Raw genomic sequence first — 24,249 nt, 5'->3', positions numbered from 1 at the left:
TATCAAAAGTTAAAATGTTAACATCTGTCGCTTCAGATGGCGCAGGAAACCCCGGTTCCGCGCAACCCGCAATAACCGCCCGGATTTTTGGCGAGATATTGCTGATGGGCCTCGTCGGCGAAATAGAAGGGTCCGGCCATCGCAATTTCGGTGGTGATCCGGGCATTCTTGCCGGCAGCCTTGAGGCTTTCCTGGTAATGATCCCGCATCGCGGTTGCTTCCTTGAGTTGCTCCTCATCATAGGCATAGATCGCCGAACGGTAGGTGGTGCCGATATCGTTGCCCTGGCGCATGCCTTGCGTCGGGTCATGCTCCTCGAAGAAATTCTTGAGCAGCGCCTTCAGGCTGATCACCTTCGGATCATAGACCACGAGTACCACCTCGGCATGGCCGGTTAGGCCGGTGGTCGTCTCCTGGTAGGTCGGGTTGGGCGTGTGGCCGCCGGCATAGCCGACGGCAGTCACCCAGACGCCATCGAGCTTCCAGAACATTCGTTCGGCACCCCAGAAGCAGCCCATGCCGAGCAGAATGCTCTGCATGCCCTCGGGATAGGGTCCTTTCAACGGGTGGCCATTGACGAAATGATGGCGCGATGTCGGTATTTCGCTCTCCCGTCCGGGCAAGGCATGTTCCGGAGCCGGGATCGTCATCTTGTTGTTGAACATGTCGATCAGGAACATTGTTTATCCTTTCAAGGTTGCGGGTGTCAGGCGGCGAAGCGACCGGCTACGGGCTCGCGCTTATAGGCGAGAATCCACAGGAGCAGCGACACCAGCAGAAACACTATCACACCGGGCTGCAAAAACAGCCAGTTGGTGAGGAACGCCCAGCTGCCGTTCGGGAGGTTCTGCTCCGTATAGTGCTGAAGCGACGGCAGGATGCCGGGATTGATGGCAAACAGCGTCGAACTGAGCGTCGTCAGCTGCAGATTTTCGCCTGCCACCGACTGAATCGAGTCAATAACGCCGACCATCACCGCCGCGGCAAGAAATAAAAGACTCATAAGCCGCAATAGAAAACGCATCGAACTCCTCCGTCGGCGTCTATCTCGCTTCGGTCCGGCCATGCGAGAAAGAAAAATCCGTTCCAGCATTCCTTCTATGCTTTCGACCGCTGTTCGATTTCCAGTTTTTTCCCGAATTCGGACAGATGCCGAGACAGATAGCGCCCGAATGTGGCGGTTTCAATGCCTCGTTGAAGATGCCTGTAAAAAAGGACATCAAATTTCTGTCATGTGAGGGTTGATCCTGCGGCAAACCTCGGTATATATCGCGCCCGGAAGCAGCCTTCGAATGTTCGCGCATTTCTGACAGGCAACACTTTCAAAGGACAGGTGGCCGAGTGGTTGAAGGCGCACGCCTGGAACGCGTGTGTACGTGAAAGCGTACCGAGGGTTCGAATCCCTCTCTGTCCGCCATTTTCTTTCCGACCGGATTGATGTTTCATATTAATCGCCTTCCGTACGTCCAGCTTTTCTCGATGCTTGGACGATTTCTGTTCGTTTTTCATCACGAATAGAGTTCATCACAAAGTCCAGTGTCATGCACGCTGCCGCGCGGGACCGGTCTGGCCCAATTTTGGCAAATCACCTTTAATGGTTAGCGAGTTGGCAAAGGAACTGTTGCGGCTGTTCGCTTGTCGTGATAGTTAGCAATATGACTAAGCATCAAGCTGATCTATCACTGCTGTTCCACGCGCTTTCCGACCCCACGCGCCGGTCGATCCTGACGCGGCTGGCGGAAGGGCCGGCGCGCGTCACCGATCTTTCGGAGCCGACCGGTTACAGTCTGCCAACGGTCATGCGCCATCTGGCGGTGCTCGAGGAGGCCGGCCTGATTGCAAGTGCCAAGGATGGGCGGGTGCGAACCTGTGCCATCGTTCCCGAAGCCTTCAAGCCTGTCCGGACCTGGCTCGATGAGCAACGCCTGATCTGGGAGCGGAGACTGGACCGGTTCGAAGCGATGGCGCTGAAGGCCATGAAGGAGAAAGACGAATGACGAGGCAAGATAAAGCAGAAACACCCATCAGCCGCTTCGCTACGCTCACTTTTGAGCGGGCACTTCCCGTGTCGCGTGGCGTTGCCTGGCAGACATGGACCGCGCCGGCCGCGCGTGCGATCTGGGCTGCTCCTACGCCTTCGGTAGTCGTCGAGTTTCTCGAGGCCGACACGCGCGTTGGCGGGCGTGAGATCTCCCTCTGCAAAGTGGATGGTCAGGATGACATCCGCTGCGAATGCGGCTGGCTGGAGATCGATCCGGAAGTGCGGAGCGTCAACTACGAGGGTCTTTCGTCCAAGGGCGAGCAGATGTCGACCGCACTGGTCACGGCGGATTTTGCCGGCGATGCCGATAGCAGCCACCTGGCGGTGACGGTGCAACTCTCGGCGCGTTCGGATGACCTGGAGGCAGGCTACCGGCAGGGGTTCGAGGCCGGGCTCGCCCATCTTGCCGCTGTTGCCGCGCGCACCATGGTTCTGCAACGGATCATCAAGGTGCCGCGGTCCATTGTCTGGAAGACCTGGATCGATCCGGAGATCCTGCCGCAATGGTGGGGTCCGAACGGCTTTTCCTGCCGCACCAAGCGGATCGACCTTCGGTCCGGCGGCGAATGGGTGTTCGACATGATCGCGCCCGATGGCACCGTATTTCCGAACCATCACCAATATTCCGAAATCCGTCCCGAAGACCGCATCGCCTATGCTTTGCTCTGGGGAGAAAACGGCCCGAAACATGCAGATGCCTGGGCCTCTTTCGAGGATTGCGACGGCGGCACGAAGGTGACGCTCGGCATGGTTTTCAGTTCCGAGGCCGAGTTCCGCGAGGCAAAGGGATTCGGCGCTGTCGAACTGGGCATGCAGACGCTCGGCAAGCTGGAGCGAATGGCGCAGTCCCGCTAACTCGAGAGCGAAGAACCGGTCTCAGGCGCTTGCCTGCATCGTCATGATGCCGGCGTCATTGGTCAGCCAGAGTTCGAGCCCATCTTCCTGGCCACGCACATGGCAATGGACCCTGCCACCGGCAAAGAGCGGATGAACCGAGCGGAAAGCGAAGCGTGCGGGCAGGGCGCCGTTCCGCCGGTCAGCGGCGAGTTTCAGCAGCAGCGTTGCCTGTAGTGGGCCATGAAAGATCAGGCCGGGATAATGCTCGACGCCGGTTGTGTATGGGTAATCATAGTGGATCCGGTGACCGTTGAAGGTAATGGCCGAATAGCGGAACAGCAGCACCGGATCCGCAACGATGATGCGCTTGTCTTCGCCCTCGTCCTGCCGCGCCGCCGGCAAGGGTGCCGAACCGGAAGCCTCCGCCTTGCGATAGACGATATCCTGGCGCTCCGAGAGCGCGACCCCGCGCTCAGTCTCGTAGCGATGGCGGACGGTGACGAAGATCATCGCTCCGCTGCGACCGGATTTCAGCACCACATCCTCGATGGTGGAATGCCGGGCCACCTTGTCGCCAACATGGAAATCGCCGCTGAAAGCAAGTTCTCCACCCGCCCACATGCGGCGGGGAAAGGGAACCGGTGGCAGGAAGCCGCCACGGGCGGGATGTCCGTCAGGCCCGATGCCGCGCATCGGGACGATATCGGGCGCCAGGCACCAGTGGATGCCGACCGGCGCAAGTTCACCCTCCGTGCGTTCATTCTCCTCGTCCAGCACAGCATCGAGGCTTTGAGCCAGTCTGGGCGTGATCAGATCCTCGACCGTGCGCTGACGTCCGATCCAGGTCTTAAGATGCTCGAGATCGACATCGTCCATGCCCGCCTCCATCAACTGGTCTCCCTCAATAGGAGCGCGGCATGCCCAGCACATGCTCGGCAATGAAGCTCAGGATCAGATTGGTGGAAATCGGGGCCACCTGGTAGAGCCGTGTCTCGCGGAACTTGCGCTCGACATCATATTCCTCGGCAAATCCGAAGCCGCCATGGGTCTGGACACAGGCCTCTGCCGCAGCCCAGGAGGCTTCGGCCGCGAGCATCTTGGCAATATTGGCCTCTTCGCCGCAGTTTTCACCCTCTTCATAAAGCCGGGCGGCTTCCTTCACCATCAGGTCGGCTGCCCGCATCTGGGCATGCGCCCTGGCGATCGGAAACTGCACGCCCTGGTTCTGGCCGATCGGGCGGCCGAAGATGACCCGGTCGCGCGAATAGTCAGCCGCCTTCTTGATGAACCATTTCGCATCACCGACGCATTCTGCAGCGATTAGGATCCGTTCGGCATTCATGCCGGAAAGAATATAGCGGAACCCCTTGCCCTCTTCGCCGATCAGGTTTTCGGCCGGAACCCGCACATTGTCGAAAAACACTTCGGTCGTCGCATGGTTCATCATGGTGCGGATCGGGCGGATCGTCATGCCGGATCTCTTCGCCTCCTGCATGTCCAGGATGAAGACCGAAAGGCCATCCGTCTTCTTGGCGACCTCATCTTTCGGGGTCGTGCGGGCAAGCAGCAGCATAAGGTCGGAATGCTCGGCCCGCGATGTCCAGATCTTCTGGCCGTTGACGATATAATGGTCGCCGTCGCGGCGGGCGAAGGTCTTGAGCGAGGTCGTGTCGGTTCCGCTCGACGGCTCGGTGACGCCGAAAGCCTGCAATCTCAGTTCGCCACTGGCGATCCGGGGCAGATAGCGTTGTTTCTGATCATCGTTGCCGTGACGAAGGATGGCGCCCATGATGTACATCTGGGCATGGCAGGCGCCGCCGTTGCAGCCGGATCGCTGGATTTCCTCCAGAATCGCCGCGGCCGCAGACAATGGCAGGCCGGCTCCGCCGAATGCCTCGGGAATGAGAGCGGACAGGTAACCGGCTTCCGTCAGCGCCTGGACGAATTCCTCGGGATAGGCACTGTCGCGCTCGAGCCGTTGCCAGTAATCGCCCGGAAAACCGGCGCAGAGTTTGGCAACCTCCTGGCGGATCTCGGCATAGTCTTCTCTGGCCACGGCTCTCTCACTCCTGTCGAATTATCGGTCGGAGTCTAGGGCGCGCGAACTATAACCACAAATACAGTTTGATTGGCGCTCTCATAGGAAAAAGCGATAGCATCAAACGGATAGGATACTGAAATCGTTTATGTTCGCAACCGATGGCAGGGCTTCGAGCTGCATGAACAATGACGATGCCCCATTGCCCAGCACAGGTGTTGCGAGCGTCATGAACTTGGCCTCCACGGCGCTTCGGTCCGGGAACGTGTCCGGTTCGCCGGAAGGATCGGCAATCCGCTCCTCGATCACGCCACTTGGCGTACTCACGGAAATGATGGCGCCGAACGGATGGCGCAAGCCTTCGAGCCGCTCATCGCGCTCGACCACCACGCGCGATGCGATGGCTTCCACATCGGGATTGCCGAGAAGCGCATAATCGTCCCAGCCGAAACTGCCCTTGTAGAGCGCGATGGCGGCGGCAAAGGGCATGGAGAACTGCCCTTCGACCACGCTGCGCGGGCGCCTTTTTTCCTCAAGCGGGGCACCGGTGAGAACGATGCCGTTCTGGTGCAAGCCCACGCGTACCGACTGGATGTCCTGCGCCGTCCAGCCGTGAAGGCGCCGAAGCCTAAGAAGCCCGTCAACGGCTGCATGGGTGTAGCGGCAGGCCGGATAGGGCTTTATCCCGATCTTCATTGTCTCATAGGTCTGGCCAAGTTCCCTGGTTGCGAGTTCCGGCCTGGCATTGTCCGTGTAACCCACGAGAAACCCGTGCTTGCCTTCGATTGCATCGGCTGCGCCAATGAATTCCTCCTTGGCGAGAGTGGCGGCGATCAGCCCGTTCATGGCGGCAGCACCCACCTGATAGCGCTTGTTCCAGGCGCCGTTGACGAGAAACTGCAGAGACCCCGCCGCCTGGCTGGCGGCCACCCCGAAGGCCGAAGCCAGCCCTGCCGCGTCAAGCCCCAGGAGTTTTCCAGCGGCAGCCGCAGCACCGAACGTTCCCGCCGTCGCCGTCGGGTGGAAGCCGCGCGCATAGTGTGCGGTGGGATCGAGTGCATTGCCGAGCCGGCAGCAGACTTCGTAACCGGCCACGATTGCCGCAAGAAGCTCCTTGCCGGAAGCGCCGACCATTTCCGCCGCCGCAAAAGCCGCCGGCACGACAGGCGCGCTCGGATGCAGCGAACTGTCGGCGTGCGTGTCGTCAAAATCCAGCGAATGGCCGAGGGCACCGTTGAGAAGGGCGGCCGTTGCCGGCGAATAGCGCCTCCCAAGACCGAAGACCGAAGATTGGCCGGGTCCATCCATGCCGAGACGTTTCAGCATGCCGAGCAGCGACGGTGTCGAATCCGCCTCCTTGCTGGCGCGCACGATGCTGCCAATGAGATCGATCGCCAGATGGCTTGCCCGTTCCGGAACCTCCGCGGGAAGGTCCGAATAGTCGAGTTCGGCGACATAGCGCGCCAGGCTGTTGGTAATGCCGGTCATGTTCTATCCGTTCGTCAGGCGGGTTTGGCGTTCGAGGATCTGGCGGGCACGGGCAAGAACCGGTGCGTCGATCATAATCCCGTTAATAGCACTGGCAGCGCCGTCGAGGTTGGTTGCGACCACTTTTTCGGCCCAGGAGATCTCTTCGGCAGATGGAGAAAAGCCCCGCCTGGCGGCAATCACCTGCGCCGGGTGAATGAGAAGCTTGGCGCCGAAGCCGAGTTTCATTGCATAGCGGGCGTCCTGTTCGACGGCTTCGTCATCCTTGATCGACAATGTGACGCCATCGATCGGCTGCGGTTGAGAGGCCAGTCTGGCCGCAAGAACGATCCGGCTGCGCGCGAGAAGCAGCGCGTCCCGATGATGGGCGCATCCGAGATCGGCAGCATAGTCGACGGAGCCGAAGGCGATCCGATCGCAGGCCGTCGCGATTTCGTCGACAGAGGATAGACCTGCCGCCGTCTCGACGAGCGCGATCAGCAATTTTCCGGCAAGGCGCTGGCGAAGGGCGGCGAGGGTGGATGCGCTCTCGGCCTTGGGCAGGATGATGCCGGAAACGGCAAGCCGCTCTACGGCAGCAAGGTCGTCGTCGTGCCACCGGGTGGTGGTGCCGTTGATGCGAATGAAAACCGGTCTGCCGGCGTTCCGCAACGCATCGTCATGAGATGTCAGTGCCGCGCGGGCAGGCGCCTTTTGATCGGCGGCGACGGCATCCTCAAGATCGATGATGATCGCGTCGGCACCCGAGGCCGCTGCCTTGGCAAAACGCTCGGGCCGGTCGGCTGGAACGAAGAGGAAGAGTGACGCAAGCTCCGGCGAAGACGTCATGGAAGGGATTCCTGCTGAATTCGTCTCATTATCCGGACGCAAGTCCAGTCCGGCCAATAGTTTTTTGCTGCCAGCACCATATCCCTCGCTTATGGCTTTCTCCTGCAAGCCAGAACATTCCGCTATATCCTCCCCATTACACTGTTATTTGAAGTGATGGCAGAAATCGGACATGGTCGAATGGGCCGCGATCAGAACGGCCAAGAGGAAACGCAAAAAATCCGGCGGAAGACATGAATAGAGATCTGGAAGGCTTGCTCGTCGTTTCCGTCGAACAGGCCGTTGCTGCCCCCTATCTGTCCGGCAAACTCGCCGAAGCGGGTGCCCGCGTGATCAAGATCGAGCGGCCCGAAGGCGATTTTGCCCGCGAGTACGATCATCTCGTTCATGGCGAGAGCGCTTATTTCGTCTGGCTCAATCGCGGCAAGCAATCCGTTTGCCTCGACCTCAAGCAGGAGGCCGATCGCGATATCCTGATGAACATGATCGGCAAGGCCGACATCTTCATCCAGAACCTCGCGCCGGGTGCCGTCGAGCGATTGGGTTTCGGGCCCGACCTCCTGCGCAGCCGGTTCCCGCGTCTGATTACCTGCTCGATCTCCGGCTATGGCGATGAAGGGCCCCTCAGGGAGCTCAAGGCCTATGATCTCTTGGTGCAGGCTGAAAGCGGTCTTTCGGCCATTACGGGCAACGAACATGGTTCGGCCCGCGTTGGCGTGTCGGTCTGCGATATCGCAGCCGGCATGACCGCAACCCAGGCCGTGTTGCAGGCGCTCTACGCTCGTTCGGTGAACGGCAAGGGCCGTCATATCGCCGTGTCGCTTTATCACGCCCTGTCCGACTGGATGAATGTGCCCTACCTGCAATATGTCTATGGCGGCAAGGTTCCGGCACGCAGTGGCCTCAGCCATCCCACCATCGCCCCCTATGGCGCCTATGTCTGCGCGGATGGTCGTTCGGTCCTGTTCTCAATCCAGAACGAACGCGAATGGGTGAGGCTATGCACCGATGCGCTCGGACGTCCGGATCTGGCAGCGGATCCTCGTTTCGGTTCGAACAGTGCCCGCGTGACGAATCGTGAGGCGCTTGATGCTGAAATCACGCCGATTTTCGCTTCCCATTCGCGCGATGAAATGACGGAGAGGCTGTATGCGGCCAAGATCGCCTATGGTCGGGTCAGCACGCTGGAGGATGTCGCGAGCCACCCGCAGAACCGCTATGTGACCGTCGAGACACCGACCGGGCCGGTGCGGCTGCTTGGTCCCGGTGCGCTTGTCGATGGGCATTTGCCCGAATTCGGACCGGTGCCTGCGCTGGGTGCCGATAGCGAGCCATTGAAACGCGAGTTCAGCGAGCGGACCTGAAGGGCGCCGGCTATTCACCCCTGCCTTGACAGGGCTCATCCTCCGCACGTTATAGTAAAAAGCGAAACATCGTCTTGAAGCTATAAAAATAAGTGGGAGGGTTGGGCATGGATCTGCGCCAGCTGCGCTATTTTGTTGCCATCGTCGAACAGGGTTCCTTTTCCAAGGCCGCTGCGACCCTGAATGTCGCGCAGCCGGCACTCAGCCTGCATGTGCGCAACATGGAAGCCGATCTCGGCACGCCGCTTCTTTTCCGCAGTCCCCAGGGCGTGGTAGCAACCGAAGCCGGTGAAATTCTCCTGCGCAATGCGCGCATCATCATCGATCAGTTCGCGATCGTCCAGGAGGAGATCCGTGGCCACGAGGCAGAGCCGGCCGGCGAAGTCAGGCTGGGTCTGCCGGGCACGATCAGCCAGATTCTCTCCGTTCCGCTCATCATTGCCGCGCGGGCGCGCTTTCCGAAGATCAAGCTTCGCATTGCCGAGGCCATGAGCGGATTCATCACGGAATGGATCCGGGAAAACCGCGTCGACATTGCCGTTCTCTACATTCCGGTCGAAGACAAGGTTCTGAAATCCTATCCGGTCCTGACCGAGGAGCTTTGCCTGCTCGGGCCATCCTCTCCGATGGCCGACGTGAAAACGCCGGGATTTGGCCCGCTCACGCTCAAGAATGTGGCGCCGCTTCCGCTCATCCTGCCAAGCTACAGCCATGGTCTGCGGGAACTGCTCGAACGCGAAGCTGCATTGAACAAACTCGAGCTCAACACCGTGATCGACGTTGATTCCTATGGCAGCATCAAGGAGTTGGTCGAAAAAGGTCTCGGCTACTCGATCCTCCCCTTCAACGCGATCGCACGCGAGGTCCAGGAAGGGCGGTTGCGGTCCTGGCGCATCACCAAACCTGAGCTCAGCCGTGATGTCCACCTGGTTCGGGCCACCGATCGACCGATGACAAATGCTGTGGCGACTATCGAGGCGCTTTGCCGTGAAACCCTTCTCGAACTCGCGGCGACCGGACAGTGGAGCGGCGCAAAAGCACCCGAGCAGCCCCCTGTGAAATCCGCCAAAAAGCCATAACAAACCCATATAGCGCATAACGCAATTTGATAATTTAACTTATACGCCACGCTGGCTATAGTCCTCAGCAACTGCCGAGATTTTCACCACTTCCGAAGATGAAGGGTCGACAATCTGGCAGTGGAAGTTGCTGTTCTTCTAATGAACGGCAACCCCGGGAGGAGGACAATCCGGTGAATGCACCCAGTCTGTTTCGCTATCTGAATCAGGAGAAAATCGTCTTCATTCTGACGGTGCTTCTGTTCGTGGCCTTTGCCGTGACGCTCAACAATTTCCTGTCGAGCGCCAATCTTCTTTCGCTGGTGCGCAGTGTGGCCGTTCTGGGCGTTCTGGGTCTCGGCATGCTGATTGTCGTCCTGGGTCGCGGTATCGATCTTTCGCTTGTGGCAGTCATGGCCATATCGGTCGCCTGGGCCATGCAGCTCATCCATCAGGGTGTGCCCGTCTCCGGTGCTTTGACCATGGGCCTGTTGTTTGCGGTCGGGATCGCGCTTTGCACCGGAATTCTGGTGGCCTATGCGGAAATTCCACCGCTTTTCGCGACGCTGGCCATGTCGACCTTCGTCTATGGCTTTGGCCGCGCCCATCTCATCACCGGAACCGACGTCGTCTACATGCCGAAGACGATGGGCTGGATTGTGACATTCGGCCAGGGAAAGCTGTTCGGCATTCCGATGCCGATCGTGGTTGCCGCGGCCATGGCGCTGATCGTCTATCTGTTCCTGCGCTACACCAAGCTCGGCAACTTCATCTATGCGATTGGCGACAACCTTGCCGCATCGCGCATCGGCGGCATTGCGGTGAGGCCAATGCTGGTGCTGCAATATGTGCTCTCGGGCGCGATCGCCTTCGTTGCCGGCATCATTACGGCCACGTCGGTGGAGGCGATGAACACCCGCATCGTCAATTCAAACATGATCTACGACGTCATCCTGGTGGTGGTCCTGGGCGGCGTCGGCCTGTCCGGCGGGCGCGGCAATGTCCGCAACGTCATCGTCGGTACCCTGCTGATCGGCGTTCTGATGAACGGAATGACCATCATGGACATCCAGTACACCGTCCAGAATGTCATCAAGAGCCTGATCCTGCTTTTGGCCGTTGTGGTCGACTCGATCGTCAACCCGCGTGACGAGCAGACGGGACAGCAGGGCGACATCTAGACATCGATAAAACCAGCATTTCAGGAGGAGGAACCAGAATGCGTAACTTTGCTTTGAAGACACTGGCAGCGACAGCGCTCGCTGCCCTGACGATCGGCGCGACGTCCGTGCGTGCCGACGACATGAATGATCCCTATCGCGAGCCGGCCCTGTCGGCGCTCGCCGGCAAGAAGATCGCCTATCTGCCGATTTCGATCGGCTTCGACCTGGCACAGGCCTGGGGTGGGGTCGTCAAGACCGAAGCCGAGCGTTACGGCATGACGTTCACGTCGCAGGATCCGAACTGGAACACCGATGCGATGGCTCAGGGCATGACCGCCCTCATTGCCGAACATCCCGATGTCATCGTCACGCAAAATCCCGACATGCAGTCTCTGGCACGCCTGTTGAAGCAGGCCAATGCCGAAGGCATCGTGGTCGTGCAGCTGAACATGCAGGGCGCAGTTCAGACCGATGCCTTTGTCGGACCGGATTTCATCGCCATGGGCGAGCAGGCCGCCAACATGATGCTGGACAAGTGCGGCAAGGATACCCAGACCTCGCACAAGGTTGCGATCGTGCAGGGTGTGCTCACCGGCGGCGTCAGCTATTACCAGGTCCAGGGCATGATGAAGGTGTTCAACGAACATCCGGAAATCCAGATCGTCTCGAGCCAGGCGGCCGACTGGGATGCCTCCAAGGCGCGCGCAATCACCGAAACGACGCTCCAGCAGCATCCCGATCTCTGCGGCGTCATCGACGTCTGGGATGGTCAGGGCATCGGCACGGGTGCGGCGATCAAGCAGGCCGGCAAACAGGGCCAGGTCTATTTCTTGACCTCGGGCGGTGGCGCACAGAGCATGTGCGATGGGCTCGCCGATGGCACCTATTCCGCAGTCATCAACTACAATGCTCCCGGCATGGGCCGTGATGCCTGGACTGCGATCATGATCGCACTTCAGAACAACCAGGGCGCCGGCGCCATCAAGACGCAGATCTATTCGCCGACCCGCGTCATGACCAAGGACGATGTCCAGGCCGGTACCTGCTGGGATCCGCAGCAATACGCCAAGATCCTCCGTTGATCGCAAAGACATGGCCGGATCTGTTCCGGCCATGTCCATTCATCCGGTTCATTGATACGATTGCAGCAGGAGGCGCGCCTTGGCGTCGGCATCAACATTCACGAAGCTGAGATATCGCTTCATTCCAGATCATGTGATCGGGGAAATCCTGTCCAAGAAATGGATCGACAACGCGATTCCCTTCCTGGTCCTGATCGCCGTCATTGTGGTCTTCGGCGCCCTCATTCCCAATTTTTATACGACCGGGAACCTTTCGATCACCGCCCGCCAGCTCGGTGAATTCGCGCTGGTCTGCATTGCCATGATGCTGGTCATCGTTGTCGGCGGCATCGATCTTTCGGTCGGCTCGAATTTCGCGCTCGGCAATTTCATGACGCTTGCCCTGCTCAATCTTGCCGGCTGGTCGGTCTGGGCAACGGTTCCTGCCGTCATTTTGATTTGTGGCTCGGTCGGCCTCCTCAATGGCGTGCTGATTGGCTATCTCCGGCTGAGAGCCTTTCTGACGACGCTGGTGACACTCATCATCGTGCGCGCGGTCGTCGATATGCTGCTCTTGCAATATGCGCAGGCCATGTCCATGAGCTTCTATCAGTCCAGTGTCTGGGATCTGATGGGGCTGGGTGGCTTTTTCGGCATCCCCTTCTCCTTCTGCGTGCTTCTGGTGGTCGCAATCATCGGCCACATTCTGTTGACGCGCTCGCGGCCCGGCTGGCGCCTGATGGCGATCGGCGGTTCGCGTCGTTCGGCCCACAATATCGGCCTGTCGGTTCGCGGCACCGTCTGCGCGGCCTATACGATCTCGGGCATGCTGTGCGGCCTGGCGGGTGTACTCTATGCGGCGCGCCTGTCCGGCGCCGGCACCGATACCGGCATGGGTTTGGAAATCTCGGCACTGACGGCAGCGGTTCTCGGCGGCAACAGCCTCGGTGGCGGACGTGGCTCGATCGTCAAGGCTCTCATCGGCGCCGTGATCGTTCTCGTCATGACCAACGGCGTGCTCCGGCTGGGATTGAATTCCGGTTCCGGTCCGATGGTTCTGGGCCTGACCCTGATCGCCGCCGTTTTCATCGATGTGCGCTGGCTCAAGAACCGCGACAAGCTGCTCAACAAGGTCTATGTCTCACCGACCTATGTCGAGTTGCCGCAACCGGTTTCGACGTCTGCCGGTGCAGCCACAGCCTTCGCCCTCAATGATCGGCTCAAGGATGTCGAGATCATTGGCCTTGCCGATGTGGAATCGCCGGAAGATGTGATTCTCGATGATGAAGATTATCTCTACTGTGGCACCCGCCATGGTGATATCGTTCGCTTCGCGCCACCCGACTACAAGACGCATGAAGTCTTTGCCCATATCGGCGGCTCACCGCTCGGCATGAGCTGGGACAAGGACCGCAACCTGCTCGTCTGCGTCGGCGGCATGGGTCTCTACAAGATCGATCGCAACCGCAATGTCAGCAAGGTCACCGACGAGACCAATCGCTCGGCCTTCTCGGTGGTCGATGATTCCCGGCTTCGGCTCGCCGATGACCTCGATATTGCGCCGGATGGCCGTATCTTCTTCTCCGAAGCCACCATCCGCTACGAAATGCACGATTGGCCGGTCGATGCGCTGGAGAGCCGGGGGAACGGTCGCATCATCTGCTACGATCCGAAAAGCGGCAAGACGCAAACGGCGCTGCGCAATCTGATCTTCCCGAACGGCATCTGCACCGCCCAGGATGGCCAGTCCATTCTCTTTGCCGAAAGCTGGGCCTGCCGCATCAGCCGCTTCTATATCAGCGGGCCGAAGGCGGGCCAGGTCGAGCGCGTCCTCGATCGGCTGCCCGGTTATCCGGATAACATCAACCGCGCGTCCGATGGCACCTACTGGGCCGCGATCATGGGCATGCGTTCGCCGGCTTTGGATGTGGCGCTCCGCATGCCCGGCTTCCGCAAGCGAATGGCCCGCCGCATCGCTCCCGACCAGTGGCTCTATCCCAACCTCAATATCGGTTGCGTGATACGGTTCAACGACAGGGGCGAAGTCTTGGAATCGCTTTGGGATCAGGGTGCCAAGAACCATCCGATGATCACCTCGATGCGCGAACACAAGGGCTATCTCTATCTCGGCGGCATCACCAACAATCGCATCGGCCGCATCAGGCTGCCGGATCGTAATGATCGCTGGTCGAGCTATCAGAACTATTGGGGGGCAGTGTAATGACCAATGTCCTTCGCAATTGGGTCGACCGCTTCCTGGGACGGGGCGAGGCCGCGGTAACTGTGCCGCCGCTCGATGGTGCGCTGAAGCCCAACAACCTTCTCGAAGAGGCCGGTATTGGCCTCGCGATTCCGGCCCCGGACAATCTGGTCATCGCCGGTGGGCGCTTGATCTTCTCTAGCGGAACAATGCTGCTAAGCCAGCCGTTCAGCGCGGGAGCCGGCGAAAAACTGGCGGATCTGAACGGCCCGATTACGGCGATCGCAGCAGGCGAGAACGGATTGCTGGCAATCGCTGCCGCCGGAACGATCACGTTTCGCAAGGCGGATGCCGAGAAGGCTTCCGGTCTGTCGGCAGGTCCGCAGTCCTGGACCGGGGTCACCGCAATGGCCTTCGCGCCGGATGGTTCGCTCGTCATAGCCATCGGCTCGTCGAAGAATGGCGTCGATGACTGGCAGCGCGATCTGCTCGATGGTGAACAGGCCGGTTCAGTCTGGCGGCTTGACCCGAAGAGCGGAGCCGCGACGCAGATAGTGGCGCGGCTCGCCTATCCGAACGGAGTAGCGCTTGAGCCGAATGGCAATATCATCGTCAGCGAGGCCTGGAAGAAGCGGCTGCTGCGGCTTTCGCCCTCGGGGCAGGCGCTCGGCCAGGTCATGGAAGATCTACCCGGCTATCCGGCTCGCTTGAGCCGGTCGGATCGCGGTGAATACTGGCTGGCCATCTTTGCGCCGCGCAGCCCCCTGATCGAATTCGTTTTGCGCGAGCCGGCCTATCGCAAGGCGATGATGGCCGAAGTCGACAAGGAATTCTGGATCGCGCCCGCGTTGCGCAGCGGTTATTCCTATCATGAGCCCATGCAGGGTGGGGCGCTCAAACAGATGGGTATTCTGAAGCCCTGGGCCCCGACGCGTTCCTATGGGCTGGTCGTGGAACTGGCTGCCGATTTCACGCCGCTTCGCAGCTTCCACAGCCGGGCGGGCGGCACCCGTCACGGCGTCACGTCAGCGGTGGAGGCCGAAGGCAGGCTTTGGGCGAGCGCAAAGGGTGGCGACGAACTCGTCGCCACCGACCTCGGAACGGAGGGGAAGTGAGATGAAGCCCATCCTCGAATTGAAGAACGTCACCAAGGCATTCCACGGGGTCGCCGCCATCCGCAATGTCAGTTTCACGCTGATGCCGGGCGAGGTCCATTCGCTGCTCGGCGAGAATGGGGCCGGAAAATCGACGCTGACCAAGATCATGGCCGGTGTGTATGAGCCGACCGAGGGCGAGGTCGCGTTCAATGGTGAGCCGATGACGTTCGGCAGCCCGGCCGATGCCCTGACGAAGGGCATTGCCATGGTGTTCCAGGAAACCAGTCTGGTCCCCTCGCTTACGGTGGCGCAGAACATCTATCTCGGCAAGGAAAAGTTCCTCAATCGCCTGCGTGGCATCTACATCGCCGCCCAACAATTCCTGCAGTCGCTGAGTTTCGGCGTTGATCCGACCATGTATGTCTCCCAGCTCGGGGCAGCCCAGAAGCAGATGGTCGAGATTGCGCGCGCAGTGCACCACAAGGCGAAGGTCATCATTTTCGACGAGCCGACCGCCACGCTGACGCCCGAAGAGAAGCACCATTTCTTCGCGCTCGTGAGCCGCCTGAAACGCGAAGGCGTCTCGATCATCTTCATCAGCCATGCGCTGGAAGAGGCTCTCGCCATTTCCGACCGCATCACCATCCTGCGTGACGGCCAGCATGTCATGACGGACGATGCGAAGAATTTCGACCGCGACAAGATCATTGCCGCCATGGTCGGCCGATCGCTTTCGGCCGAGCTTTACAATCGCGACCTGACCCGCAAGGCACGACCCTATGGGCCCAAGGTCCTGTCGGTGCAGAACCTGTCGATGGGCAAGATGGTGCGCAACACGTCCTTCTCCATCTATGCCGGCCAGATCACCGGTATTTTCGGTCTGATCGGTTCAGGTCGTACCGAGACGGCCAAGATCATCTCGGGCGTGGTGAAACGCGATTTCTTCCATGGCGGTGAAGTGCGTCTCGAAGGCCGGTCTGTTCGCTATCGCGTCCCCCGTCCGGCGGTGAAGGACGGGATCGTCTATGTCACTGAAGACCGCAAGATCGAAGGTTTCTTCGAAACAAAGTCGATTGCCGAGAATATCTACATGAACCTGCTGTCGTCAGACCGAAACAGGGGCGTTGTGATTTCGCATTCGGAAATGATGGATCTCGCCAAGAGCTGGACCGAAAAGCTCAATATCCGAGCCATTGACGCCAATGCCCGCGTGATCGAGCTTTCGGGCGGCAATCAGCAGAAGGTCGTGATCGCCAAGGCGCTGGTTCAGGCGCCGAAGCTCGTCATTTTCGACGAGCCGACACGCGGCGTCGATGTCGGCGCCATTGCCGAGTTGCATCATGTGATCAACCAGTTGGCCGATGCCGGCCTCGCCGTGGTGGTGATCTCATCCTACCTGCCCGAAATCCTCAATCTCGCCGACCGTATTCTGGTGTCGCGACAGGGGCGGGTGGTCGAGGAGTTCTCGACCGAGGAAGCCACCGAAGAAAAGATCATGTACGCCGCTGTTCATTGAGAGCGGTTCAATGGCGCCAACGCCGTGGGAATGAGGAAGACAAGCATGAAGATCAGAGCCGCCGTCCTTGAGGAAATCGGTGTCGAGCGCCCTTACGCGCGCACCCGGCCTCTGAAGATCGAGGAGGTCGATCTCGATGGACCCGGGTCGGGCGAGGTCCTGGTCAAGATGGCAGTCGCAGGTCTCTGCCATTCCGATCTCTCCGTCATCGATGGAAACCGGCCGCGTCCGGTGCCGATGGTTCTCGGCCATGAGGCGTCCGGCATTGTCGAGGCTGTTGGTGCAGGTGTCGACGATCTGAAGCCGGGCGACCATGTCGTCTTCGTCTTCATGCCGAGCTGTGGCCATTGTTCGCCCTGTTCGGAAGGCCGGCCGGCTCTCTGCGAACCGGGTGCCGTCTCCAATGGGGCCGGTGAATTGCTCGGTGGCGTCAATCGCTTGCACTACAAGGGCAAGAAGGCCTTCCATCATGTCGGCGTCTCGTCCTTTGCGGATCATGCCGTCGTGTCGCGGCGGTCCCTGGTCAAGATCGACAAGGAAGTCCCGCTCGATATCGCTGGGTTAATCGGCTGCGCCGTGCTCACGGGGGCCGGCGCCGTCTTCAACACGGGCGATGTCAAGCCAGGCGGATCGACCGCAGTGGTCGGACTGGGCGGTGTTGGCCTTGCCGCCCTGCTCGGGGCCGTTGCCGCCGGCGCCGAAACGATCGTTGCCGTCGATCGGCTGGAGTCCAAGCTTGAATTCGCCCGCGAACTTGGGGCGACGCATACCTTCAACTCGGATGATCCCGACGTCGTCGCCAAAGTCCGCGAAGCCACGAGGGGAGGCGTTCAGGCAGCCCTCGAGTTTGCCGGATCGGTCAAGGCACTCGAATTCAGCTATGCGATCACCCGGCGTGGTGGCACCACCATTACAGCCGGATTGCCGCACCCCAAGGCCATGCTGTCGCTTCCCGCCGTCTCGCTGGTTGCCGAAGAGAGAACGCTCAAGGGCAGCTATATCGGCTCTGGCGTGCCCTCGCGTGATATCACGCGGTTTCTCGGCCTCTACAAGCGCGGCAAACTGCCAGTCGACCGCCTTCTGACGCATCGATTGAAACTCGACGATATCAACGAAGGGTTCGACCGTCTGGCTGACGGATCGGCGGTCCGACAGATCATCGAGTTCGATTGATATTTGACGTTACATCCGCGTGGATCGTGGAAGCGGTTTCGCATGCCTACAGGGTGAGATCATGAAGAGAGTTCAGGACATCAAGGAATATCGCTGCTTCATCGGTGGCGAATGGGTCACGGCGCGCTCCGGCGAGCTGTTCGACTCTGTTGATCCGTTCACCGCCAAGGTCTGGGCGCGTATCCCAAAATGTGACGCGAACGATGTCGACCGGGCTGTTGAGGCAGCGCGCCGTGCTTTTGACAGCGGCGATTGGCCGGCACTCAATGCCACCCAGCGCGGGCATCTTCTGCGCCGTCTTGGCGATCTCATTGCCCGCGATGTCGACCTGCTTGCTGCCACCGAAGTCCAGGACAATGGCAAGCTGATTGCCGAGATGCGGGGACAGGTCGCCTACATTCCGCAATGGTTCTATTATTTCGCCGGCATGGCGGACAAGGTCGAAGGCGCGGTTCCGCCGATCGACAAGCCCGATATGTTCACCTACACGCGCCATGAGCCCCTCGGTGTCGTTGCTGCCATCACGCCGTGGAATTCGCCGCTTCTCCTCCTGGTCTGGAAGATGGCCCCGGCCCTGGCGGCCGGCTGTACCATGGTGATCAAGCCGTCCGAATTCACCTCCGCCTCGACGCTGGAACTGATGCGCCTGGTTGAGGAAGCGGGCTTCCCCAAGGGCGTCGTCAACGTCGTCACCGGTTTCGGGCAGGATGTCGGTGAAGCGATCTCGACGCATCCGGGCATCGACAAGATCGCCTTTACCGGCGGCGAATTGTCCGGCCGCCGGATTGCCCAGCAATCGGCGTCCAATTTTAAGCGGCTGACGCTTGAACTGGGTGGTAAATCGGCGCAACTGGTATTTCCCGATGCCAACATCGAGAATGCGGTCAAGGGCGTCGTCTCGGGCATCTTTGCCGCTACCGGCCAGACCTGCATCGCCGGTTCGCGGTTGCTCGTTCATGAGGCGATCCATGATCAGTTTGTCGAAAAGTTTCTGGAGCTTGCGCGATCGGCGCGCATGGGCGATCCGATGGATATGACAACCCAGGTTGGCCCGGTCACCACGCAACCGCAATATCAGCGGGTCCTGTCGATGATCGAGATGGCCAAGGCTGAAGGGGCAACCGTCGCCCTTGGCGGCAAGCCGGCCGACCGTCCCGAATGCGGAGATGGCTGGTTCGTGGAGCCGACCGTTCTCTCCGATGTCAACAATCGGATGCGCATCGCCCAGGAGGAGGTCTTTGGCCCCGTTCTGTCCGTCATCAAGTTCAGCGATGACGAGGAGGCATATGCGCTCGCAAATGACACGCCCTACGGGCTCGCGGCCGGGGTGTGGACAGCAGACATGGCGCGTGCCTTTACCGCTGCCAGGCGGTTGCGGGCTGGAATGATCTGGACCAACACCTATCGTGCAGTCTCTTATATGATGCCGTTCGGTGGCGTTAAGAATTCCGGCATGGGCCGCGAAAGCGGACAGGATGCGATCTACGATTTCCTGGAAACCAAGAGTGTCTGGCTCGCCTTCAACAAGGATGTGCCGAACCCGTTCGTTCTGCGGTAACTGTCAGATCCAGTTTTGCTTTCAATGCGGTTGCGGTGTGCTGCGTGTGAAAGCGAAGTTAAGTTTTTGGATTGTCTGGAATGACGGTGAAACGCCTTTATTTTCAACGGATTCAGCTGAAGAAAAAGCGGATCACGACCACAATTTCGCCATCTAAAGCCAAAACTTGCAGTGGTGGATTAATCATTGATAAACCATTTCTTGGTGAATTCGTATTCATCTGATCAACAAGAATAACGCTGAGATGAAACGTTTCACCGACACAGTCAGGTGACCTGTCAGCGACAGATTCAGAATGATTTTCACCGAAACGCTGTGGTTGCTCCGGTTCTCGGAATAGCGCTGCAATTCATCTAGATATCGCCTTCCTCCCGTGCCTCTGCGACTGGCTCCGGGCGAACGACGATGCACGTTTCAAAAAAACTCGCTGTTGGCAATGAGCGCTGACGGCACCCAGTCAGGCAGTTTGCGGTCGTTGAGACGATCGCGACGATGAGCGCGTGCGCCTTCACCATCGGTCTGCTGGGTAAACGGGTTCGGCAATTCATATTCGCAACGGTTCAGACAACCATTCGTAAGCGGGGACAAGCATCATGGCAAATCAGAGACTGAAAGTCGGCTATGACACCGAACTGACCATCAGGCATGCTCAAGAGGTCAAGCAACAGCTCGCCGCGACAATGGTTGAAGGCGGCCTTGAGCTGGACATCAACCCCGACGCCGCCGTCGATCTCAGCTTCGTCCAGCTATTGGCCTCTGCCCGCCAGCATGCACTCAAGACCGGATGCGATTTCTCACTGACACAACCGGCAAGCCCGAAACTCCGCGATATCCTCAAACGCGGTGGCTTTATCGAGGGTGCGATGCCGGGTGAATCGAAGTTCTGGTTTCATACGGAGAATGTACAATGAGCGCCAATATCCTGACCGTCGATGATTCAGCAAGCATCCGTCTGACGACGCGGGTGACCCTTACCACGGCCGGTTACAACGTCACCGAAGCAGTGGATGGCATGGATGGTCTGAACAAGCTCAAGGACGGTCAGTTCGATCTGGTCATCACCGATCTCAACATGCCCAATATGGACGGGCTGACGATGATCCGCGAGCTGCGCAAGCTGCCGGCGTTCACGGGCGTTCCCGTCATCTTCCTCACCACGGAGTCGGATGGCGAACTTCGCCAGCAGGCAAAGGCCGCCGGCGCAACGGGTTGGCTCACCAAACCGTTCGATCCTGAAAACCTCGTCAAGATTGCCAGAAAGGTACTCGGTCGATGAGCAATCCCGATCCCATTTCCGTTTTCCGCACCGAGGCTGCCGAATGCCTCGAACTGATCGAAGCGGGTCTTCTCGATTTGACCCGGGATCTCTCTGACCGCGCGCAGGTGGATGCGGTGTTCCGCGGCCTGCATACGCTCAAAGGCTCCGGCGCCATGTTCGGCTTCGATGCGCTCGCGGCTTTCACCCATCATTGCGAAACGGCTTTTGATCGCGTCCGCAAGGGGGATGTGCCTGCGACGCAGGAACTCGTGTCCGCAGTGCTTGCGGCACAGGATCATATGAGAGCGCTTCTCGATTCGCCGAACGGCAATCATGACGATGCGAGCGCATCCTTGCTCGATGCCCTTCATCGCGCCGTCAATGGCAGCAGCGCTGCGGCTGCGGCCGCAAACGGTCCGGCGCTGAAGGAGTTTCGCCTCCGCTTCAGCCTGCCGGCCAATTCGATGGTCAACGGCACCAACCCGCTGGCTCTTCTTGATGAGTTGCGTGACCTTGGCGATTGCCGGATCACCGCGGACGCCGCCTCCATTCCCGCCTTCGAGACACTCGATCCGACCGAGATCCATCTGACTTGGAATGCAACCCTGAAGACGGAGCATGGTCGGACGGAAATCGAGGATGTCTTCATATTCGTCATGGACGAAATGAAGCTCGACATCACCGAAATTGTTACCGAGACACCGGCCGCCCTTGTCGCGCCGCCCGTACCGAAGCCCGCAAACGCGAGCGATCCGGCCCAGGTTGCCGATGCCAAGCAGGGCAAGAACGCGCAGAACGAGAATGTTCGCGTACCGGCCGAACGCCTCGACGAACTGATGGACCGGGTTGGCGAACTGGTGATTGCCCAGTCCCGCCTCTACCAATTGGCCACATCGAGCATCGATATCGGCTTGCGCGCAGTTTCCGAGGATATCGAACGTCTGTCCGGTGAATTGCGTGATACGACCATGGTCCTGCGGATGGTGCCGATCAACCAGCTTTTCGGCCGGTTCCGGCGACTGGTTCACGATCTTGCCCGCGAAACCGGCAAGCAGATTGAACTTGTCACAGAGGGCGAAAGCACCGAAGTTGACAAGGGTGTCATCGAACGTCTGACTGATCCTCTTGTCCATCTGGTGCGCAACTCATGCGATCACGGGCTCGAAACGCCTGAGGAACGGCTGGCAAATGGCAAACCTGCCGCAGGCCGGGTAACCCTTTCGGCTCATCAGTCTGGCGGCGAAGTGACGATCACGATCCGCGATGACGGACGCGGGATCAATCGCGAACGTGTCCGTGCCAAGGCCGAGGCCAATGGCCTGGTCGCACCGGGTGCCCAGTTGAGCGATCAGGAACTGTTGCAGCTCATCTTCCAGCCCGGCTTCTCCACCGCCCAGCAGGTCACCAATCTTTCCGGCCGCGGTGTCGGTATGGATGTTGTCAAGAAATCGGTCGAGGCATTGCGCGGCTCGATCAATGTGACAAGCCAGCCGGGCGAAGGGTCGATCATCTCGCTCTCCATTCCGCTGACGCTCGCCATCATCGATGGTCTGCTCGTGCGGGTGGGAACCGGCTGCTATGTCATCCCGCTCTCGGCGGTTGAAGAATGCCTTGAGCTTTCGGTCGAGCAAGACATGCGGTCGCGCGGTCGCAGCTTCATTTCCCTTCGCGACAGCCTGGTACCGTTCCTTCGACTGCGGGATCTCTTCCGCACAGGAACGCCGCCCGATCCGCATCAGAAGGTCGTGGTGATTTCCACCGGCGATGAACGCGTGGGTCTCGTCGTCGACCAGATCATCGGCGACCATCAGACCGTGATCAAATCCATGTCCAAGCTCCATCATGATGTCGTCACCTTCTCAGGGGCGACGATCCTTGGGGACGGGTCCGTGGCACTCATCCTCGATGTGTCGCACCTCGTCCATGTTGGTCAGAACCAGGAGGCGCAGTTGCGAGCAGCCGGATGACAATCGTACATAACAAACAGCAGTTCGATAGGCTCTGGAATGGAGCCGAAGAAGTGGCGGTCCTGACTTTCGGTCTTTCAGGAGAAACATTCGCCATCGAGGCGGTGGTGGTGCAGGAAATCCTCGATCTCCTGCCCGAGACCAAGGTGCCGGCCGCCAGACCGTTCGTCGGCAGCGTGATCAATTTCCGCGGCAAGGTCATTCCCCTTGCGGATATGCGCCTCGCCTTCGGATTGGAGGCATCGGAAGCTACGATCGACAGCCGTATCGTGGTCCTTGAGCTTGAGATTGAAGGGGAGGAGACCCTCGTCGGCATCCGGACAGATCGGGTTTACGAAGTGACCACACTTCAACGGACCGCAAGCGAGCCGCCGCCCAGCGTCGGTATGCGGTGGCGACCCGATTATCTCGATTGCCTGGTCAAGCGTGGCGGTGAGTTCATCATCGTCCCTAACCTTGACGCAATTTTCACCGCATCGGGCGACCAAACCATCGCCTTGGCATCTTAAGGATCCTGACTATGAACCTGACGATCAAAACCAAACTGGCGATTTCCTTCATCATCATGATTGCGCTTCTGGTAGGCAGTGCCGTTTACGGCATTGTCAGCCTCGGAACGATCAATGATGCCATGGCTGCCATGACACGTGGACCGGTGGCCCGACTTGAGCTTGTCCAACGCATCAAGATTGAGGCGCTGCAGACGATCCGCCAGCAGAAGAACATGCTGGTCGCCACGACGCCGGCAGAAGTCGATGCCGCCCGTACCAAAGGCGATGCCGCCCGCAGCGTGATTGCCTCGACGCTCGAAAGCGCACTGGCCATTGCCTCCGAACAAGGTCGGCCCCGGTGGCTGAAAATTCAGGAACTGGTTGAAAAGGCTAATGCTTCCGACGACAAGATTCGCGGTTTGATTGCAGGCGGCATGGTTGATCAGGCCAACCGCATTTCGGTCACCGATGCCCGCGCCGCCGTCAATGAGCTTGACGATGCGGTCAGTGAACTGATCGACCTTTCCAAACAGCAGCTGAATGATGCGAATGCCGAGACGGATGTAATCTACGAATCCACCCGCGCCATCATGATCGGTGTCGCAGTCGGTGCGACTTTGATTGCAGTTGCCGCGGCCATCTGGATTTCGTTGACCATCAGCCGCGGCCTTGGCCGTGCCACGACAGCCGTCCGCGACGTTGCCGAAGGTGATCTGACCAAGTTCGCCGACATTTCGAGCCGCGATGAAATCGGCGAACTGCTGGGCAATGTCAATCAGATGATCGAGCGTCTGCGTGGCGTTGTCGCCGATGCGCTTTCTGCCTCGGTCAATGTCTCCTCGGGCAGCCAGGAACTGTCGGCAAGCTCCGAACAGCTGTCGCAGGGTGCGACGGAACAGGCCTCCTCGGCTGAAGAAGCGTCCGCTTCGATGGAAGAGATGGCCGCCAACATCAAGCAGAATGCCGATAACGCTGCCCAGACCGAAAAGATCGCTCGCCAGTCGGCCAAGGACGCGGAAGTCTCCGGCGAGGCCGTCGGTCGTGCCGTCGGTGCGATGCGCACGATTGCCGAGAAGATCTCGATCGTGCAGGAAATCGCCCGCCAGACCGA

Annotated in this window: 22 protein-coding genes and 1 tRNA gene; 17 read left to right on the top strand and 6 right to left on the bottom strand. The window is 59.6% G+C overall.

Translation table 11 applies throughout. The annotated features are described in order from the left end of the window. Positions 1-32: 32 nt before the first annotated feature. Entirely contained in the window at positions 33-680 is a 648-nt protein-coding gene (msrA, locus tag Q4481_RS19740; protein ID WP_304378116.1) for a peptide-methionine (S)-S-oxide reductase MsrA, read from the bottom strand. A 26-nt stretch (positions 681-706) separates the two neighbouring features. Then, complete coding sequence (locus tag Q4481_RS19735) at positions 707-1,024, bottom strand: hypothetical protein (protein WP_304378115.1); 318 nt, start codon at positions 1,022-1,024, stop codon at positions 707-709. A gap of 303 nt (positions 1,025-1,327) precedes the next feature. Here Q4481_RS19735 and Q4481_RS19730 point away from each other — a divergent pair. The 3 genes from Q4481_RS19730 to Q4481_RS19720 all read left to right on the top strand — a co-directional run bounded on the left by Q4481_RS19730 (position 1,328) and on the right by Q4481_RS19720 (position 2,896). Then, positions 1,328-1,417, top strand: a tRNA-Ser gene (locus tag Q4481_RS19730). Positions 1,418-1,655: 238 nt separating this feature from the next. Beyond that, positions 1,656-1,997 (top strand): ArsR/SmtB family transcription factor, encoded by a 342-nt coding sequence (locus tag Q4481_RS19725; RefSeq protein ID WP_304378114.1) that lies wholly within the window; start codon positions 1,656-1,658, stop codon positions 1,995-1,997. Beyond that, complete coding sequence (locus Q4481_RS19720) at positions 1,994-2,896, top strand: SRPBCC family protein (RefSeq protein ID WP_304378113.1); 903 nt, start codon at positions 1,994-1,996, stop codon at positions 2,894-2,896. Before Q4481_RS19725 ends, Q4481_RS19720 begins: the two co-directional genes overlap by 4 nt. A gap of 21 nt (positions 2,897-2,917) precedes the next feature. On the opposite strand, the gene Q4481_RS19715 is transcribed toward Q4481_RS19720, so the two are convergent. From Q4481_RS19715 to Q4481_RS19700, 4 genes are all read right to left on the bottom strand, one after another. After that, positions 2,918-3,754 carry an HTD2 family dehydratase gene (locus tag Q4481_RS19715; protein ID WP_304378112.1) on the bottom strand — a complete coding sequence of 279 codons (837 nt, stop codon included), beginning with the start codon at positions 3,752-3,754 and terminating at the stop codon, positions 2,918-2,920. Between the two features lie 25 nt (positions 3,755-3,779). Then, entirely contained in the window at positions 3,780-4,934 is a 1,155-nt protein-coding gene (locus tag Q4481_RS19710) for an acyl-CoA dehydrogenase family protein (protein ID WP_304378111.1), read from the bottom strand. Positions 4,935-5,036: 102 nt separating this feature from the next. Then, positions 5,037-6,404 (bottom strand): MmgE/PrpD family protein, encoded by a 1,368-nt coding sequence (locus Q4481_RS19705; RefSeq protein ID WP_304378110.1) that lies wholly within the window; start codon positions 6,402-6,404, stop codon positions 5,037-5,039. 3 nt (positions 6,405-6,407) lie between these two features. After that, a complete protein-coding gene (locus Q4481_RS19700; protein WP_304378109.1) occupies positions 6,408-7,232 on the bottom strand; it encodes an HpcH/HpaI aldolase/citrate lyase family protein in 825 nt (274 codons plus the stop codon). A 233-nt stretch (positions 7,233-7,465) separates the two neighbouring features. On the opposite strand from Q4481_RS19700, the gene Q4481_RS19695 reads away from it, so the two are divergent. The 14 genes from Q4481_RS19695 to Q4481_RS19630 all read left to right on the top strand — a co-directional run. Continuing rightward, positions 7,466-8,596, top strand: a complete 1,131-nt coding sequence (locus Q4481_RS19695) for a CaiB/BaiF CoA transferase family protein (RefSeq protein ID WP_304378108.1) — start codon at positions 7,466-7,468, stop codon at positions 8,594-8,596. 107 nt (positions 8,597-8,703) lie between these two features. Beyond that, positions 8,704-9,675, top strand: a complete 972-nt coding sequence (locus Q4481_RS19690; protein ID WP_304378107.1) for a LysR substrate-binding domain-containing protein — start codon at positions 8,704-8,706, stop codon at positions 9,673-9,675. Between the two features lie 173 nt (positions 9,676-9,848). Beyond that, a complete protein-coding gene (locus Q4481_RS19685; RefSeq protein ID WP_304378106.1) occupies positions 9,849-10,835 on the top strand; it encodes an ABC transporter permease in 987 nt (328 codons plus the stop codon). Between the two features lie 38 nt (positions 10,836-10,873). Beyond that, positions 10,874-11,899: a sugar ABC transporter substrate-binding protein gene (locus Q4481_RS19680; RefSeq protein WP_304378105.1), complete on the top strand. Its 1,026-nt coding sequence runs from the start codon at positions 10,874-10,876 to the stop codon at positions 11,897-11,899. Positions 11,900-11,978: 79 nt separating this feature from the next. Further along, complete coding sequence (locus Q4481_RS19675) at positions 11,979-14,099, top strand: ABC transporter permease (RefSeq protein ID WP_304378104.1); 2,121 nt, start codon at positions 11,979-11,981, stop codon at positions 14,097-14,099. After that, complete coding sequence (locus Q4481_RS19670; RefSeq protein ID WP_304378103.1) at positions 14,099-15,193, top strand: NHL repeat-containing protein; 1,095 nt, start codon at positions 14,099-14,101, stop codon at positions 15,191-15,193. Before Q4481_RS19675 ends, Q4481_RS19670 begins: the two co-directional genes overlap by 1 nt. A 1-nt stretch (position 15,194) precedes the next feature. After that, on the top strand, positions 15,195-16,691 hold the full coding sequence (locus Q4481_RS19665; protein ID WP_304378102.1) for a sugar ABC transporter ATP-binding protein: 1,497 nt from the start codon (positions 15,195-15,197) through the stop codon (positions 16,689-16,691). Positions 16,692-16,736: 45 nt separating this feature from the next. Continuing rightward, positions 16,737-17,864, top strand: a complete 1,128-nt coding sequence (locus Q4481_RS19660; RefSeq protein WP_304378101.1) for a zinc-dependent alcohol dehydrogenase family protein — start codon at positions 16,737-16,739, stop codon at positions 17,862-17,864. 79 nt (positions 17,865-17,943) lie between these two features. After that, the gene (locus Q4481_RS19655) at positions 17,944-19,422 is read left to right on the top strand and encodes an aldehyde dehydrogenase (RefSeq protein ID WP_304378230.1); all 1,479 of its coding nucleotides are present in this window, start codon (positions 17,944-17,946) and stop codon (positions 19,420-19,422) included. Positions 19,423-20,015: 593 nt separating this feature from the next. Further along, entirely contained in the window at positions 20,016-20,333 is a 318-nt protein-coding gene (locus Q4481_RS19650; protein ID WP_304378100.1) for an STAS domain-containing protein, read from the top strand. Continuing rightward, on the top strand, positions 20,330-20,698 hold the full coding sequence (locus Q4481_RS19645; protein WP_304378099.1) for a response regulator: 369 nt from the start codon (positions 20,330-20,332) through the stop codon (positions 20,696-20,698). The genes Q4481_RS19650 and Q4481_RS19645 overlap by 4 nt, the downstream gene beginning before the upstream one ends. After that, positions 20,695-22,647: a chemotaxis protein CheA gene (locus tag Q4481_RS19640; RefSeq protein ID WP_304378098.1), complete on the top strand. Its 1,953-nt coding sequence runs from the start codon at positions 20,695-20,697 to the stop codon at positions 22,645-22,647. The genes Q4481_RS19645 and Q4481_RS19640 overlap by 4 nt, the downstream gene beginning before the upstream one ends. Next, positions 22,644-23,156: a chemotaxis protein CheW gene (locus Q4481_RS19635; RefSeq protein WP_304378097.1), complete on the top strand. Its 513-nt coding sequence runs from the start codon at positions 22,644-22,646 to the stop codon at positions 23,154-23,156. The genes Q4481_RS19640 and Q4481_RS19635 overlap by 4 nt, the downstream gene beginning before the upstream one ends. Before the next feature lie 11 nt (positions 23,157-23,167). Beyond that, a partial coding sequence (locus tag Q4481_RS19630) for a methyl-accepting chemotaxis protein (RefSeq protein ID WP_304378096.1) occupies positions 23,168-24,249 on the top strand: 1,082 nt, incomplete at its 3' end.

Source organism: Fluviirhizobium alvei (assembly GCF_030551875.1).
In the GTDB taxonomy this organism is placed as follows: domain Bacteria; phylum Pseudomonadota; class Alphaproteobacteria; order Rhizobiales; family Rhizobiaceae; genus Rhizobium_E; species Rhizobium_E alvei.
Note: the sequence above shows the minus strand (reverse complement) of the source record. Positions and strands in the feature narration are given on the sequence as shown.

Bases quoted from the DNA above. Each gene is read 5' to 3' on its own strand.
- Q4481_RS19690 (WP_304378107.1), top strand. From the start codon at position 8,704: ATGGATCTGCGCCAGCTGCGCTATTTTGTTGCCATCGTCGAACAGGGT.
- Q4481_RS19735 (WP_304378115.1), bottom strand. From the start codon at position 1,024: ATGCGTTTTCTATTGCGGCTTATGAGTCTTTTATTTCTTGCCGCGGCG.
- Q4481_RS19640 (WP_304378098.1), top strand. From the start codon at position 20,695: ATGAGCAATCCCGATCCCATTTCCGTTTTCCGCACCGAGGCTGCCGAA.
- Q4481_RS19635 (WP_304378097.1), top strand. From the start codon at position 22,644: ATGACAATCGTACATAACAAACAGCAGTTCGATAGGCTCTGGAATGGA.
- Q4481_RS19695 (WP_304378108.1), top strand. From the start codon at position 7,466: ATGAATAGAGATCTGGAAGGCTTGCTCGTCGTTTCCGTCGAACAGGCC.
- Q4481_RS19725 (WP_304378114.1), top strand. From the start codon at position 1,656: ATGACTAAGCATCAAGCTGATCTATCACTGCTGTTCCACGCGCTTTCC.
- Q4481_RS19720 (WP_304378113.1), top strand. From the start codon at position 1,994: ATGACGAGGCAAGATAAAGCAGAAACACCCATCAGCCGCTTCGCTACG.
- Q4481_RS19665 (WP_304378102.1), top strand. From the start codon at position 15,195: ATGAAGCCCATCCTCGAATTGAAGAACGTCACCAAGGCATTCCACGGG.
- Q4481_RS19700 (WP_304378109.1), bottom strand. From the start codon at position 7,232: ATGACGTCTTCGCCGGAGCTTGCGTCACTCTTCCTCTTCGTTCCAGCC.
- msrA (WP_304378116.1), bottom strand. From the start codon at position 680: ATGTTCCTGATCGACATGTTCAACAACAAGATGACGATCCCGGCTCCG.
- Q4481_RS19670 (WP_304378103.1), top strand. From the start codon at position 14,099: ATGACCAATGTCCTTCGCAATTGGGTCGACCGCTTCCTGGGACGGGGC.
- Q4481_RS19650 (WP_304378100.1), top strand. From the start codon at position 20,016: ATGGCAAATCAGAGACTGAAAGTCGGCTATGACACCGAACTGACCATC.
- Q4481_RS19660 (WP_304378101.1), top strand. From the start codon at position 16,737: ATGAAGATCAGAGCCGCCGTCCTTGAGGAAATCGGTGTCGAGCGCCCT.
- Q4481_RS19680 (WP_304378105.1), top strand. From the start codon at position 10,874: ATGCGTAACTTTGCTTTGAAGACACTGGCAGCGACAGCGCTCGCTGCC.
- Q4481_RS19645 (WP_304378099.1), top strand. From the start codon at position 20,330: ATGAGCGCCAATATCCTGACCGTCGATGATTCAGCAAGCATCCGTCTG.
- Q4481_RS19715 (WP_304378112.1), bottom strand. From the start codon at position 3,754: ATGGACGATGTCGATCTCGAGCATCTTAAGACCTGGATCGGACGTCAG.
- Q4481_RS19705 (WP_304378110.1), bottom strand. From the start codon at position 6,404: ATGACCGGCATTACCAACAGCCTGGCGCGCTATGTCGCCGAACTCGAC.